Source organism: Leclercia sp. TB492, from assembly GCF_049974505.2.
GTDB lineage: Bacteria > Pseudomonadota > Gammaproteobacteria > Enterobacterales > Enterobacteriaceae > Enterobacter > Enterobacter adecarboxylatus_C.
Window position 1 is genome coordinate 2,175,481 of record NZ_CM127572.1, and the last position, 13,203, is coordinate 2,188,683.

Annotated in this window: 15 protein-coding genes; 9 read left to right on the top strand and 6 right to left on the bottom strand. The window is 59.3% G+C overall.

What is annotated here, in order from left to right:
- Positions 1-23 precede the first annotated feature (23 nt).
- The 5 genes from urtB to zinT all read left to right on the top strand — a co-directional run bounded on the left by urtB (position 24) and on the right by zinT (position 4,880).
- The gene (urtB, locus tag ACP4QI_RS10325; protein WP_426494701.1) at positions 24-1,598 is read left to right on the top strand and encodes an urea ABC transporter permease subunit UrtB; all 1,575 of its coding nucleotides are present in this window, start codon (positions 24-26) and stop codon (positions 1,596-1,598) included.
- Positions 1,598-2,671 carry an urea ABC transporter permease subunit UrtC gene (urtC, locus tag ACP4QI_RS10330; protein WP_426494700.1) on the top strand — a complete coding sequence of 358 codons (1,074 nt, stop codon included), beginning with the start codon at positions 1,598-1,600 and terminating at the stop codon, positions 2,669-2,671. Before urtB ends, urtC begins: the two co-directional genes overlap by 1 nt.
- Positions 2,671-3,462, top strand: a complete 792-nt coding sequence (urtD, locus tag ACP4QI_RS10335; RefSeq protein ID WP_142489381.1) for an urea ABC transporter ATP-binding protein UrtD — start codon at positions 2,671-2,673, stop codon at positions 3,460-3,462. Before urtC ends, urtD begins: the two co-directional genes overlap by 1 nt.
- Before the next feature lie 9 nt (positions 3,463-3,471).
- Positions 3,472-4,170: an urea ABC transporter ATP-binding subunit UrtE gene (gene urtE / locus ACP4QI_RS10340; RefSeq protein ID WP_142489382.1), complete on the top strand. Its 699-nt coding sequence runs from the start codon at positions 3,472-3,474 to the stop codon at positions 4,168-4,170.
- Positions 4,171-4,238: 68 nt separating this feature from the next.
- Complete coding sequence (zinT, locus tag ACP4QI_RS10345) at positions 4,239-4,880, top strand: metal-binding protein ZinT (protein WP_285127676.1); 642 nt, start codon at positions 4,239-4,241, stop codon at positions 4,878-4,880.
- 81 nt (positions 4,881-4,961) lie between these two features.
- Here zinT and ydeE read toward each other — a convergent pair whose 3' ends face one another.
- Positions 4,962-6,161 (bottom strand): efflux MFS transporter YdeE, encoded by a 1,200-nt coding sequence (gene ydeE / locus ACP4QI_RS10350; RefSeq protein WP_426494699.1) that lies wholly within the window; start codon positions 6,159-6,161, stop codon positions 4,962-4,964.
- 193 nt (positions 6,162-6,354) lie between these two features.
- Between ydeE and eamA the strand changes: the two genes are divergently transcribed.
- Positions 6,355-7,254: an O-acetylserine/cysteine exporter gene (gene eamA, locus ACP4QI_RS10355; protein ID WP_426494698.1), complete on the top strand. Its 900-nt coding sequence runs from the start codon at positions 6,355-6,357 to the stop codon at positions 7,252-7,254.
- A gap of 31 nt (positions 7,255-7,285) precedes the next feature.
- Here eamA and marB read toward each other — a convergent pair whose 3' ends face one another.
- The 3 genes from marB to marR are packed head-to-tail and all read right to left on the bottom strand — an operon-like array spanning position 7,286 to position 8,391.
- Entirely contained in the window at positions 7,286-7,501 is a 216-nt protein-coding gene (marB, locus tag ACP4QI_RS10360; protein WP_426494697.1) for a multiple antibiotic resistance protein MarB, read from the bottom strand.
- A 53-nt stretch (positions 7,502-7,554) separates the two neighbouring features.
- Positions 7,555-7,938, bottom strand: a complete 384-nt coding sequence (gene marA / locus ACP4QI_RS10365) for an MDR efflux pump AcrAB transcriptional activator MarA (RefSeq protein ID WP_138369239.1) — start codon at positions 7,936-7,938, stop codon at positions 7,555-7,557.
- An 18-nt stretch (positions 7,939-7,956) separates the two neighbouring features.
- Entirely contained in the window at positions 7,957-8,391 is a 435-nt protein-coding gene (marR, locus tag ACP4QI_RS10370; protein ID WP_106993851.1) for a multiple antibiotic resistance transcriptional regulator MarR, read from the bottom strand.
- A 257-nt stretch (positions 8,392-8,648) separates the two neighbouring features.
- Between marR and ACP4QI_RS10375 the strand changes: the two genes are divergently transcribed.
- Entirely contained in the window at positions 8,649-9,314 is a 666-nt protein-coding gene (locus ACP4QI_RS10375) for a MarC family NAAT transporter (RefSeq protein WP_142489388.1), read from the top strand.
- A 38-nt stretch (positions 9,315-9,352) separates the two neighbouring features.
- Here the strand turns inward: ACP4QI_RS10375 and ACP4QI_RS10380 are convergent, their stop codons facing one another.
- A complete protein-coding gene (locus ACP4QI_RS10380) occupies positions 9,353-10,549 on the bottom strand; it encodes a sugar transporter (RefSeq protein WP_285112250.1) in 1,197 nt (398 codons plus the stop codon).
- Positions 10,550-10,724: 175 nt separating this feature from the next.
- Between ACP4QI_RS10380 and ACP4QI_RS10385 the strand changes: the two genes are divergently transcribed.
- The gene (locus tag ACP4QI_RS10385) at positions 10,725-11,513 is read left to right on the top strand and encodes a PhzF family phenazine biosynthesis protein (RefSeq protein WP_426494937.1); all 789 of its coding nucleotides are present in this window, start codon (positions 10,725-10,727) and stop codon (positions 11,511-11,513) included.
- Between the two features lie 17 nt (positions 11,514-11,530).
- Complete coding sequence (locus ACP4QI_RS10390) at positions 11,531-12,328, top strand: PhzF family phenazine biosynthesis protein (RefSeq protein WP_142489390.1); 798 nt, start codon at positions 11,531-11,533, stop codon at positions 12,326-12,328.
- Here ACP4QI_RS10390 and ACP4QI_RS10395 read toward each other — a convergent pair.
- Positions 12,325-13,158, bottom strand: coding sequence for a DUF924 family protein (locus ACP4QI_RS10395; RefSeq protein ID WP_445730314.1), 834 nt, complete (start codon positions 13,156-13,158; stop codon positions 12,325-12,327). The two genes, ACP4QI_RS10390 and ACP4QI_RS10395, sit on opposite strands and share 4 nt — an antisense overlap.
- Positions 13,159-13,203: the final 45 nt, after the last annotated feature.

The window sequence follows — 13,203 nt, forward strand, 5'->3', positions numbered from 1 at the left end:
CCGGATCATAAAGAGGTAAAGCCATGAACGTCATGCGCACGATCTTCGCTCTCGTATGGCTTGCCGGACTGCTGCCAGGGATGGTGCAGGCAACGGACGCCGATAACTTTGTTGCCGCCAGCCGCAGCCAGCAGGCGGTGATGCTGGAGCAGTGGGCCGCCGCGCCCGATCCCGCCCGGCTGGCGTTGCTGCGAGCATTGCAGCAGGAAAGTGTCTATGTCGATACCCACAAACACGCCTTCGCCCGGGAAAACGGCGCCTTGACCGCTCTCGGTGAAGCCGCCCAGCCCGAGGGGGCTACCAAAGCCGTGCGGCTCACTAACCGCCTGCGGGTGCTGGCCGCTACGGCGCTCGCCACCCATCAGCTGACAGGTGACAGTGTCACCGAAAGGCTGGCGGCGGCGAAACAACTCCAGCGCGATCCCCAGCCGCAGATGCTGCCCTTTTTACAGCGTCAGCTGGCAAGCGAGAATGATGACGCGGTGCGTCAGGTGCTGAGCCTGGCCGTCGCCAGTCTCCAGTTGACCAGCACCCAGCCCGCGGTACGCCAGCAGGCCGTCACGCTGCTGGGCGAGTCGAGCGATCCGGAGGTGCAGGCCCGACTGCTGCCTTATACCCATCCGCAGACCGAGCCGGACGCCGGGGTGCGGGAAGCCGCCGCAGAAAGCCTGCGCCAAATCCAACACCGTCAGACCATCAGCGACCTGCTGGGCCAGGCGTTTATGGGCCTGTCGCTGGGCTCCATTCTGCTGCTGGCCGCGCTCGGACTGGCGATCACCTACGGCCTGCTGGGAGTGATCAATATGGCCCACGGCGAGATGCTGATGCTTGGCGCCTACGCCACCTGGATGGTGCAGCAGGCGATGGCGCAGTTTACCCCGCAGTGGCTCACCTTCTACCCGCTGGTGGCGCTGCCGGTGGCGTTCGGGCTCACCGCAGGCGTGGGCATGGCGCTGGAGCGCACGGTGATCCGCCACCTCTATGGCCGCCCGCTGGAAACCCTGCTCGCCACCTGGGGCATCAGCCTGATGTTGATCCAGCTGGTGCGCATGATCTTCGGCGCGCAAAACCTTGAGGTGGCTAACCCGGCGTGGCTCTCCGGCGGCGTGCAGGTCTACGCCAGCCTGATCCTGCCGTGGAACCGGCTGGTGGTGCTGGGCTTTGTGCTGCTGGTGCTCTTTTTCACCTGGCTGATCCTCAACAAAACCCGGCTGGGGCTCAACGTGCGGGCAGTGACGCAGAACCGCAGCATGGCGGCCTGCTGCGGGGTGCCTACCGGGCGCGTCGATATGCTGGCCTTCGGGCTGGGTTCCGGGATTGCCGGGCTCGGCGGGGTGGCGCTGTCTCAGCTGGGCAACGTCGGGCCGGAGCTGGGCCAGGGCTATATCATCGACTCCTTCCTGGTCGTGGTGCTCGGCGGCGTGGGGCAACTGGCCGGCAGCGTGGCGGCCGCCTTCGGGCTGGGGATTTTCAATAAGATCCTCGAACCGCAGATGGGTGCCGTACTGGGCAAAATCGTGATTCTGGTGGCGATCATTCTGTTTATCCAGAAGCGTCCTCAGGGGTTGTTTGCACTGAAAGGGAGGGTAATCGACTGATGAGCCAGCCACTGACCTTAACCCTGGCGCGGAAAGCGCCGCGCAGTTTACCGATCATACTCGGCCTGCTCCTTGCCGCCCTGCTGGTGCTGCCGTTTCTGGCGCTGCTGCCCGCCATGCATCCGCTGGCGGTTTCCACCTGGATGCTGACGCTGGTGGGCAAAATCCTCTGCTATGCGATTGTCGCCGTAGCGCTGGATCTGGTGTGGGGCTATGCCGGCATGCTGTCGCTGGGCCATGGCCTGTTCTTTGCCCTCGGCGGCTACGCGATGGGGATGTACCTGATGCGCCAGGCCGCGGGCGACGGCCTCCCGGCCTTTATGTCGTTTCTCTCATGGAGCGAGCTGCCCTGGTTCTGGTGGGGCACGCAGCATTTCGCCTGGGCGCTGGTGCTGATCGTCATGGTGCCCGGCCTGCTGGCGCTGCTGTTCGGCTGGTTTGCCTTCCGCTCAAAAATCAAAGGGGTCTATTTCTCCATCATGACCCAGGCGCTCACCTTCGCCGGGATGCTGCTGTTCTTCCGCAATGAAACCGGCTTTGGCGGCAACAACGGCTTTACCGGCTTCACCACGCTGCTGGGCTTCCCGGTGACCGCCACCTCAACGCGCATCGCGCTGTTTATTGCCACCGTGCTGCTGCTGGCGGCGTCGCTGGCGGTGGGGTACGCGCTGGCCAAAAGTAAGTTTGGCCGCATTCTGACCGCGGTACGCGACGCGGAAAACCGGCTGACCTTCTGCGGCTACGATCCCCGCGGTTTTAAGCTGCTGGTCTGGACGCTGTCGGCGGTGCTGTGCGGGCTGGCCGGGGCGCTGTACGTCCCGCAGGTCGGGATCATCAACCCCGGCGAGATGTCGCCCACCAACTCCATCGAAGCGGCAATCTGGGTGGCGCTCGGCGGGCGGGGTACGCTGATCGGCCCGGTGATGGGCGCCGCGCTGGTGAACGGCGCAAAAAGCGTCTTCACCGTGGCGATGCCGGAGTACTGGCAGCTGTTTCTCGGGCTGATTTTTATTGCGGTGACGCTGTTTTTACCGCGCGGCGTAACGGGCCTGTTCCGCAAGGGAGACCAGTAATGAGCGAGCAATTATTTACCCGCCAGCTGCCCGGAGATCGCTATCGCGACCAGACTGACCCGGTGTTACAGCTGGAGGGGATCAACGTCAGCTTTGACGGCTTTAAGGCGCTCACCGACCTGTCGCTGAATATTGGCGTGGGTGAGCTGCGCTGCGTGATTGGCCCCAACGGCGCGGGAAAAACCACGCTGATGGACGTTATCACCGGTAAAACGCGGCCCCAGAGCGGGCGCGCGCTGTACGACCAGTCGACGGACCTCACTACTCTGGATCCCATCGCCATAGCCCGTCAGGGCATCGGGCGCAAATTCCAGAAGCCGACGGTGTTTGAGGCCCTGACGGTATGGGAAAATCTCGAGCTGGCGATGAAGGGGGATAAATCGGTGTGGGCCAGCCTGCGCGCCCGACTGAGCAGCGAGCAGGGAGACAGGATCAACGAGATGCTGAGCCTGCTGCGCCTCGGCGGGGAGCGGCATCGTCGGGCGGGCCTGCTGTCGCACGGGCAGAAGCAGTTTCTCGAGATCGGCATGCTGCTGGTTCAGGAGCCGCATCTGTTGCTGCTCGACGAACCGGCCGCCGGGATGACCGACGCCGAAACCGAGTACACCGCCGAACTGTTTCGCACCCTGGCGGGCAAACACTCGCTGATGGTGGTGGAGCATGACATGGGCTTTGTGGAAACCATTGCCGATCACGTTACCGTCCTGCATCAGGGGCGGGTGCTGGCCGAAGGCTCGCTGCGCGAGGTGCAGGCCAACGAGCAGGTGATTGAAGTCTATCTCGGACGCTAAGGAGCGCGGATGCTACAGGTTAACGAACTGAATCAGTATTACGGCGGGAGCCACATTCTGCGCGGGGTCAGCTTTGAGGCCCTCCCCGGGGAAGTCACCTGCCTGCTGGGGCGCAACGGGGTGGGCAAAACCACGCTGCTGAAGTGCCTGATGGGGCTGATCCCGGCGCGCAACGGCGAAATCCTCTGGCAGGGCAAATCCATCACACACGCCCGACCGCACCAGCGGGTGCAGGCCGGGGTAGCCTATGTGCCGCAGGGGCGGGACATCTTTCCCCGCCTGACGGTGGAGGAGAACCTGCTGCTCGGGCTATCGCGCTTTCCGGCGCGTGAGGCGAAGCAGGTCCCGGAGGAGATCTGGCAGCTGTTTCCGGTCCTTAAGGAGATGAAGCAGCGCCGGGGCGGCGATCTCTCGGGCGGGCAACAGCAGCAGCTGGCGATTGGTCGGGCGCTGGCGAGTCGTCCTCAGCTGTTGATACTTGATGAACCGACGGAGGGGATCCAGCCTTCGGTGATTAAGGAGATTGGCCAGGTGATCCGTCAGCTCGCGAACCGGGGCGATATGGCGATCCTGCTGGTGGAGCAGTTTTACGACTTTGCCGCCGAGCTGGCCGACAGCTATCTGCTGATGTCCCGGGGCAGCATTATCCAGCGCGGGCGCGGGGAGGATATGGAACAGGAGGGCGTTCGCGGTCTGGTGGCGATTTAACGGGTTGTTTTGCGATATGTTATACTATAACATTCATCACTCTTTTAAAATGGAGTGAGGACGTTACCTTGGCAGGACATATTGGTAAATTTGCAATGACTCTGGGGGCGCTGCTGGTCAGCGGCCAGCTGTATGCCCATTCCCACGGCCACCAGATGACCGAAGCGGAACAAAAAGCGGCCAACGGCGTGTTTGACGATAAAGACGTAAAAGATCGCCCGCTCTCCAACTGGGACGGTGTCTGGCAGTCGGTCTATCCGTTTTTGCTGAGCGGCGATCTCGACCCGGTGTTCAAGAAGAAAGCCGAGAAAGACAAGAGTAAAACCTTTGACGAGGTTAAAGCCTATTACCGCACCGGCTACGCTACGGACGTGGAAACCATTGGCATTGAGAACAACATGATGGAGTTTCACACCGGGAAAAATGTGAGCCGCTGTGAATACGTCTCTAACGGCTACAAGATCCTGACCTATGCCTCCGGCAAGAAGGGCGTGCGTTACCTGTTTGAATGTAAGGACGCCAGCAGCAAGGCACCGAAGTTTGTCCAGTTCAGCGACCACACTATTGGTCCGCGCCAGTCGGCCCATTTCCATATCTTTATGGGCAACACCTCCCACGAGGCGTTATTAAAAGAGATGGATAACTGGCCGACCTATTATCCAAACGAAATGTATAAAAAGCAGGTGGTAGAGGAAATGCTGCACCATTAATTCCGGTGCGGCCTGGGGGCCGCTACGCTTGCCCGGCCTACATGTTTTGTAGGCCCGTGCAAGCGTAGCGCCGCCGGGCAATTACCGCGATACTAAATCAGGCACATCAACCCACGCCTTCACCCGCATTCCGCGCAGAATCATCATCCACGCCAGCACAATGGCGACCATCATAATTACAAACAGCGACCAGTGCGGGAGATGGGTCAGGATCAGCCCGGAGATCATCGGGTTGAAGGCCGCACCCAGCCAGCCAAGCGCCTGGGCGGAGAAATAGCTGGCTTTCATGCCCGGCGGGGCGATGTTGTCGATCAACATGTATTCCCCTGGCGCATAGATAATCTCACCCACGGTAAAGACCGCCGCAGCCAGCCCCCAGTAGATCAGATTCTCCCCGGAGAGCATAAACCCGGCCAGACCGAGGACAAAAAACAGTGTGCCCAGCGTCATCAGCGGGCGGATATTACGCGCCGACAGTTTACGGCCAATGATGTACTGCAGCGAAACCACCATCGCGGCATTCACCGGCAGCACTACGGCCACCACGTTCTGGGCGAAATCGCTGTCATAGTCTGCCGCCAGCACGTACTGGGAAATGCAGCTGGCGAAGGAGCCGCCCACGTAGGAGGCCAGCAGCCCGGAGAGGGTATACCAGAACAGCGCCCGGTCGCGCAGCAGTACCGACGGCTGCCACGGCACTGGCACATGCTCGCTGTCGGCCGCCACGCCTTTCTGCACATAGCGTTGGACCAGCACCAGCGGCAACGCGGCGCAGAAGGCCGCTACCCAGAACGGCAGTTGCAGGCTGTACATCACCAGCAGGGTGCTCAATGGCGGCCCGACGGTCCAGCCGATGTTGAGAAAACTGTAGTTAAGGGAGAAAACCCGCGCTTTTTCCGCCGGGTTGAGTACATCGGAAAACCAGGCTTTCAGCACCGTGGAGAAGATCGAATAGGCGCAGTTGATCAGCGCGAAGGCCAGCACCACCAGCACCACGTTATCCACCAGCGGGATCGCCAGGAAGCCCAGCGCCACCGCCGTAATGGCGATCAGCATGTAGCGGTTTTTATCGAACTTGTCGGCCAGGATGCCAAAGCCCAGGCTGAAAACCACCCCGATAGTCAGCGCCACCGTCAGGGCATAACCAATATTCTCCACGCTCATGTTATAAACGCGGGTGAGATAGATGGTCATAAACGGCAATGTCGCGCCGCGACCAATGGTGAGTAACAGCGACGACGCCAACAGCGCTGCGGTTGAGCGCCTGAGTGATGGTTTCATTTTCCTGCCCGACAATTGCGTGTGAAGTTTTTGTTATGTCTTATCAGGATTAACATGGCATAAGAGGCTTGTATACCACCAAATTTATCCCTAAGTGCTTCGCCTGACTGTCAGAATTAATGATCTGTTCCTCGGCGGTTTTTTTCGTTACTTTGATAAGCGTTTACAAAAATTTAATAAACAGGGGCAGGGTATGACGCGCAAAGACGGGCTGCTGGCATTGCTGGTGGTAGTGGTTTGGGGGCTGAATTTTGTGGTGATCAAAGTCGGATTGCACAACATGCCCCCGCTGATGCTGGCCGGTTTACGCTTTCTGCTGGTGGCCTTCCCGGCGCTGTTCTTCGTTGCCCGCCCAAAGATCCCGTTTCGTCTGCTGCTGGGCTACGGCCTGACCATCAGCTTCGGTCAGTTTGCCTTTCTGTTCTGCGCCATTAACTTCGGCATGCCAGCCGGTCTGGCCTCGCTGGTGCTACAGGCGCAAGCGTTCTTCACCATCATCCTTGGCGCGCTGGTGTTTGGCGAGCGCCTTCAGGGCAAACAGCTGGCGGGGATTGCCCTGGCCGTGGTCGGCGTGCTGGTGCTGGCGGAGGCCAGCCTGAACGGGCAGCACGTCGCGCTGCTGGGCTTTTTACTGACCCTGGCGGCGGCGTTCTGCTGGGCCAGCGGCAATATCTTCAACAAAAAGATCATGCAGCTTGAGACGCGTCCGGCGGTGATGTCGCTGGTAGTGTGGAGTGCGCTGATCCCGATCCTGCCCTTTATGGCGGCCTCATATCTGCTGGATGGCCCGACGGTGATGTTGCACAGTCTTGTCACCCTCGACCTGACCACGATTTTGTCGCTGATCTATCTGGCCTTTGTCGCCACCATTGTTGGCTACGGCATCTGGGGCGCGCTGCTCGGGCGCTACGAAACCTGGCGGGTGGCACCGCTGTCGCTGCTGGTCCCGGTGGTGGGCATCGCCAGTGCGGCGCTGCTGCTGGATGAAAAACTGGGGGCGTGGCAGCTGGTGGGGGCGCTGCTGGTGATGGCCGGACTTTATATCAACGTTTTCGGCTTGCGCCTGCGTCGGGCGACGCGGGTCAGAGGCTAAAAAAAGCCCCGCGCGGGCGGGGCAAAACGCATTAAGAGTGCTGATTGTAATAGGGCACGCCTAATTCGTCAGATTTGTCGCTGCCTGCGCCCATATGGTTAAAGTCATGGGGCGACTGGCCGTTAGCCGTTGGCAGGATCATCGTGTCGCGGCTGTTCTGCTGCGGGACACGTGGAGTTTGCTCCGCAAAACTCTGGCCAGAGACCAGCTCCAGGGCGGTGAGAACGGCGGAAGCGAATAGTTTCATAATTTCCTCGATACGTCTTAGAGCCTACGGGACCAGGCTCTTAATACAGGCGTTTAGCAGTTACAGTGGTTAATCGGAAGCAGATACCGGGATTCCCCATGCATATTGGTGATGCGATATTTATGCGGTGGAACGTCGAAGTAGTTCTTGAACGTGCGTGTCAGGGTCTGCTGCGATTCAAACCCATAACGCTCAGCCAGATACAGGATCGGCTCGTTACTTTCCTTCAGCTTCTGCGCGATTTCCGTTAATTTGCGGCTGCGGATGTACTGGCCTAATGAGTGGCCGGTCTCTTTTTTAAACATCCGTTGCAGGTGCCATTTTGAGTAACCTGAACGCTCAGACACTTTCTCAAGCGAGAGCGGCGACTCCAGGTTATCTTCGATCCAGCCCAAAATGCTATGAATAGTGATGGCGTCAGTATTGCGTCTGGACATCGTCATACCTCTTTCTGTTTACGGCAGGATTTTCTTAAGCAAGTGCTCAAGAGTTGCCACTTCGTCCGCCGTTAAGTTTTTTGTTAGTTCCTGGTGCAGTTTTTGTCCTACTAATTGATGACATTGTTCACACATTGCCGCGCCGTCGCTGGTCAATTGCACCAGCACGCCGCGTTTGTCATTCGGATTCGGGCGGCGTTCAATCCACCCCTTGCAGACCAGCCGATCCATCATGCGCGTCAGCGCGCCGAGGTCGACAGATAAGATTTTTTTCAGCTCAACCGGGGTGATACACACTTCGCAGCGCACAGAACAGAGCACTTTAAACTGGGTTGCGGTGATATCCAGCGGTGATAAATAATCATTGAGCAGGCGGTCTTTCTTCTGGTTAACCATGTAGATAAGCCGACCCAGCGGAATGATTTCGTTGAAGAGGTCACTGGTGCTTTTCACAATGGTTGCCCTGGCAAGTAGTTTAATCACGGCAGATATTATTGCTCAGGCAACTATAAGTCAACTGAATGCATTTGCTTATGACACGATTTGCTAAAGCGATTCAGATCACTTTTTTGCCCGCCAGGCGGATCGTCATATCACCGGGATAAATTGATTTCGGAGCGAAAATATTACTTACGATGTGTGCGTAGCTGTAACGGTTGTTTTGACCCTATACTTGCCTGGTTAATTTTTGATAAGGACGAATCCGTAAAATGGTTGATTTAATTAAAGCAATTGGTCTTGGGCTGGTGGTGCTGTTACCCCTGGCAAACCCGTTAACCACCGTTGCGCTTTTCCTTGGCCTGGCGGGCGACATGAACCGTGAACAACGTAATCATCAGTCGCTCATGGCCTCCGTTTACGTCTTCGCGATCATGATGGTGGCGTACTACGCCGGGCAGCTGGTAATGAACACCTTCGGGATCTCCATTCCCGGCCTCCGAATTGCGGGGGGGCTGATCGTGGCCTTTATCGGTTTCAGAATGCTGTTCCCCGCGCCGAAATCGCCGGATGATTCCGACGTGCAGGACGCGCTGGAAGATAAGCAAAATAAAGCGGCTCCGAACATTGCCTTCGTGCCGCTAGCGATGCCAAGCACCGCGGGACCGGGTACCATTGCGATGATCATCAGCTCCGCCTCGACGGTGCGCAGCGGTTCTGCTTTCCCGGACTGGGTGGTCATGATTGCGCCGCCGCTGATTTTTGCCATTATCGGCGTGATCCTGTGGGGCTGTCTGCGTAGCTCGGGCGCGATTATGCGCTGGGTGGGCAAAGACGGTATCGAAGCCATCTCCCGCCTGATGGGCTTCCTGCTGGTCTGTATGGGCGTGCAGTTTATTATTAACGGCGTGCTGGAAATTATTAAAACCTATCCGTAATAACCGAACCGGGTGGCGCTCGCCACCCGGTTACCTCTCTAGCCGTGATGCGGTTGCTCTTCCAGGGCGACGGGCCATTTGCGAAAGATCAGCACCGACCAGATCAGCGCCGCAAGGGCCGGGATCGCCCCCAGATAACCGATCGACGCCATCGACAGATGCAGGATCACCTGATTGCCCACCAGCGCACCCGCGCCAATCCCCAGGTTGAAAATACCCGAGAACAGCGCCATCGCCACGTCCGTGGCATCCGGCGCCAGGGCCAGCACTTTCACCTGCATCCCAAGACCGATAATCATGATTGCCACGCCCCAGACGATGCTCAGCAGGGCGAGATTTGTCTCACTGCCCGAGGCGGGCAGCAGCAGAAGCAGACACGCCAGCAGCAGGCCAATGGCGCTGCTCACCAGCAGCGAGGCGTGACGGTTGCCGAGCTTGCCAAACAGCAGGCTGCCGATAATGCCTGCGCCGCCCAGCAGCAACAGCAATACCGTGGCAAAGCTGGCGCTGAACCCGGCGATGGTCTGTACAAACGGCTCGATGTAGCTGTAGGCGGTGTAATGGGCTGTCACCACGACGACCGTCAGCAGATAGAGGCTCATCAGCGCCGGACGACGCATCAGCAGCGGCAGGCTTTTCAGCGAGCCGGAGTGCTCACTTGGCAGTTTGGGTAACAGCTTGATCAGACACAGCAGGGTGAACAGCGCCCCGAGCCCGATAACGAAAAAGGTGGTACGCCAGCCGAATATCTGTCCGACGATGCGGCCGATTGGCAGCCCGAGCACCATCGCCAGCGCGGTGCCGGTGGCCAGCAGGCTCAGGGCCTGAGCGCGCTTCCCGGCCGGGGCCAGGCGGATCGCCAGCGAGGCGGTAATCGACCAGAAAATGGCGTGCGCGAAGGCAATGCCGATCCGGCTTATCACCAGCACCGTGAAGTTCCACGCGAGGAACGACAGCACATGGCTGGCAATAAACAGCACAAACAGCCCGATCAGCAGTTTGCGCCGCTCCATCTGGCTGGTGAGCAGCATAAAGGGTAACGACATCATCGCCACCACCCAGGCATAGATGGTGAGCATGATCCCCACCTGCGCGGTCTCCATGCCGAAGCTGCTGGCGATATCCGAGAGCAGGCCGACGGGGACAAATTCAGTGGTATTGAAGATAAAGGCGGCAACGGCGAGCGTGACCACCCGTAGCCACGCGACCCTGCGGGAAACGGTGTTGGTTGTCATAGGGAAATCCGGGAGTCGTTACGTCAATGAGGTGCGGCGATCTTAAAACCTTCCCTGCTGAAAATACAATCATTTTGTGATGTAGATCTCACTATATCCAAAAAGTAATAGCTGGTGAAACAGGGTATTTTCCATGAATATAGGATGCAACATTACGTTAACAGTGGATAAAGCAATGCAGGAGATTGAGTTTTATCTGGTCGATGCGTTCAGTGAAGGCTCGTTTGGCGGCAACCCTGCGGCGGTGTGCCCTTTGCCGGCATGGCTGCCGGACGAGACGCTGCTCAATATGACGCGGGAGCACAACCAGTCTGAGACCGCTTTTTTCGTGCGCCACCGGGGCGGCATTGAGCTGCGCTGGTTCACCACGCGCGGCGAGGTGAACCTCTGCGGCCACGCCACTCTGGCGACCGCCTGGGTATTGTTCAACGAGCTGGACTATCCCGACGCCCGCATCCATTTTGATACCGCCTCCGGCAGGCTTACCGTCAGTCGTGACGGCGACTGGCTGACCCTCGATTTCCCGGCCTGTCCTGGCGAGCCGCAGACCCCGCCGGCAGAGATGCTTGCCGCGCTTGGGATCGAAAACTACGTCGAGGCCCGCAAGGGGCGCGCCTGGATGCTGGTGCTGGAAGATCGTCAGCAGGTTGAGGCGGTCACGCCGGATATTCACGCCATGACGCCCGGCGAGCATAAAGTGTCGATCACCGCGCGCGGCGAGGGCGAATACGATTTTGTCAGCCGCTTTTTTTCGCCGGGGGCGGCGCTGTGGGAAGATCCGGTCACCGGGTCGGCCCATACCATGCTGATCCCGTACTGGAGCGAAAAGCTGAATAAAACGTCGATCTTTGCCCGGCAGGTCTCTGCCCGTGGCGGCGACGTGCGTTGTGAACTGAAGGGCGACCGGGTGTTAATGAGCGGCAGGGCATCGTTGTATATGAAAGGTCATCTGTTTTTACGCTAACAATAAGGGTTAACCCAATGAAAGAAATTGCATTTTATCTGGTCGATGCGTTTAGCGATCGCGCGTTTGGTGGGAATCCTGCAGCCGTTTGCCCGCTCGAGGAGTGGCTACCGGATGACGTGCTGTTAAAGATGGCCCAGCAGCATAACCAGTCGGAAACCGCCTTTTTCGTGCGTACCGACGTGGGCTTTGAACTGCGCTGGTTTACCACTCAGTACGAGATTAACCTTTGCGGTCACGCCACGCTCGCCAGCGCCCACGTGATTTTTGAGTATCTGGACTACCCACACACCGAGATCGTTTTCTCCACCCGTTTTGTCGGCGACCTGAAGGTCACCCGCAGCGGCGACTGGTTAACGCTTAACTTCCCGGCGTGGAGCAGCGAGCCGGTAGACAACCCGCCAGCGCTGCTGTTCAGTACCCTCGGCATCACCGGGGCGAAGGAGGTGCGGGCAGGGCGCGACTACATGGTGGTGCTGGAGAACCAGCAGCAGGTTGAGGCGTTGACCCCGGATATCGACGGCATGATGCCGCTGGATAAGATGGTCTGCGTCACCGCCCCGGGGGATGAGTATGACTTTGTCAGCCGCTTCTTCTGCCCGGGTGAGTCGGTGGCGGAAGATCCGGTGACCGGCTCCGCCCACAGCATGCTGATCCCGTACTGGAGCGAAAAGCTGGGTAAAACGTCGCTACAGGCCCGTCAGGTCTCGCCCCGCGGCGGCGATCTGCGCTGCGAGCTGAAGGGCGACCGGGTATTGATTGGCGGCCAGGCGGCGCTCTATCTGAAGGGCACCGTTTATCTGCGCGGCCATTAAAAGCCTTTGCTGTGCTTCAGCCACTCCACCTCTTCGGGGGTGGAGTGGCGATTAAGCAGACTGTTGCGGTGCGGGTAGCGGCCAAAGCGCTCAATAATCGCCCGGTGCTTGATTTCCGCATTCAGAAAGCCCGGCACGTTCAGGGCGGTGAACAGCCGCTCTGCCTCCTGATGAATCACTCGTGATTCCGCATGCATCATCGGCAGCAGCGAGACGCCTTTTTCGTTGCTGTCCAGCTCGTGCCACATCGGCTGATAAACCAGCTCCTGGGAGAGGATCAGCGCCATGCCGTCCTGCTGCCAGGCGCGTGCGTCGTTGCGGTTCAGGTTGCGCGAGAGTTGATCGAGCAAAACGATCTCCGCCAGCCGTCCGTGCGGCGTGCCCCGCCAGTGAAACAGCACCCCCCGACAGGCGGCCTGCCACAAGGGGTAGAAGCGATGTTTGCACTGGGCGTCGAAATCATCATTGCGGGAAAACCAGAGCGGTTGATGCTGGTCGTGAAACCAGAATTCAAGCAGAGAAGCGTATTCCATGGCGGGTTCCGGCGTTGGGGTTAAGGCGCTCATACAAATGTAGGCCGGGTAAGGCGCAGCCGCCACCCGGCGTGGTTTGGCACCCTGCGGTCTGCAACGCCGGGCGGCGCTGGCGCTTGCCCGGCCTACGATGTGGTTCGGTTTTTGTAGGCCGGGTAAGGCGCAGCCGCCACCCGGCGTGGTTTGACATCCTGCGGTCTGCATCGCCGGGCGGCGCTGGCGCTTGCCCGGCCTACGGTGTGGTGCGGTTTTTGTAGGCCGGGCAAGGCGCAGCCGCCACCCGGCGAGGTTTGGCACCCTGAGGTCTGCAACGCCGGGCGGCGCTGGCGCTTGCCCGGCCTA

Coding starts and splice junctions, on each gene's coding strand:
- ydeE (WP_426494699.1), bottom strand. CDS start 6,161: ATGAAACCATCACTCAGGCGCTCAACCGCAGCGCTGTTGGCGTCGTCG.
- urtE (WP_142489382.1), top strand. CDS start 3,472: ATGCTACAGGTTAACGAACTGAATCAGTATTACGGCGGGAGCCACATT.
- urtD (WP_142489381.1), top strand. CDS start 2,671: ATGAGCGAGCAATTATTTACCCGCCAGCTGCCCGGAGATCGCTATCGC.
- marB (WP_426494697.1), bottom strand. CDS start 7,501: ATGAAACTATTCGCTTCCGCCGTTCTCACCGCCCTGGAGCTGGTCTCT.
- ACP4QI_RS10390 (WP_142489390.1), top strand. CDS start 11,531: ATGAAAGAAATTGCATTTTATCTGGTCGATGCGTTTAGCGATCGCGCG.
- eamA (WP_426494698.1), top strand. CDS start 6,355: ATGACGCGCAAAGACGGGCTGCTGGCATTGCTGGTGGTAGTGGTTTGG.
- ACP4QI_RS10375 (WP_142489388.1), top strand. CDS start 8,649: ATGGTTGATTTAATTAAAGCAATTGGTCTTGGGCTGGTGGTGCTGTTA.
- marA (WP_138369239.1), bottom strand. CDS start 7,938: ATGTCCAGACGCAATACTGACGCCATCACTATTCATAGCATTTTGGGC.
- urtC (WP_426494700.1), top strand. CDS start 1,598: ATGAGCCAGCCACTGACCTTAACCCTGGCGCGGAAAGCGCCGCGCAGT.
- urtB (WP_426494701.1), top strand. CDS start 24: ATGAACGTCATGCGCACGATCTTCGCTCTCGTATGGCTTGCCGGACTG.
- ACP4QI_RS10380 (WP_285112250.1), bottom strand. CDS start 10,549: ATGACAACCAACACCGTTTCCCGCAGGGTCGCGTGGCTACGGGTGGTC.
- ACP4QI_RS10385 (WP_426494937.1), top strand. CDS start 10,725: ATGCAGGAGATTGAGTTTTATCTGGTCGATGCGTTCAGTGAAGGCTCG.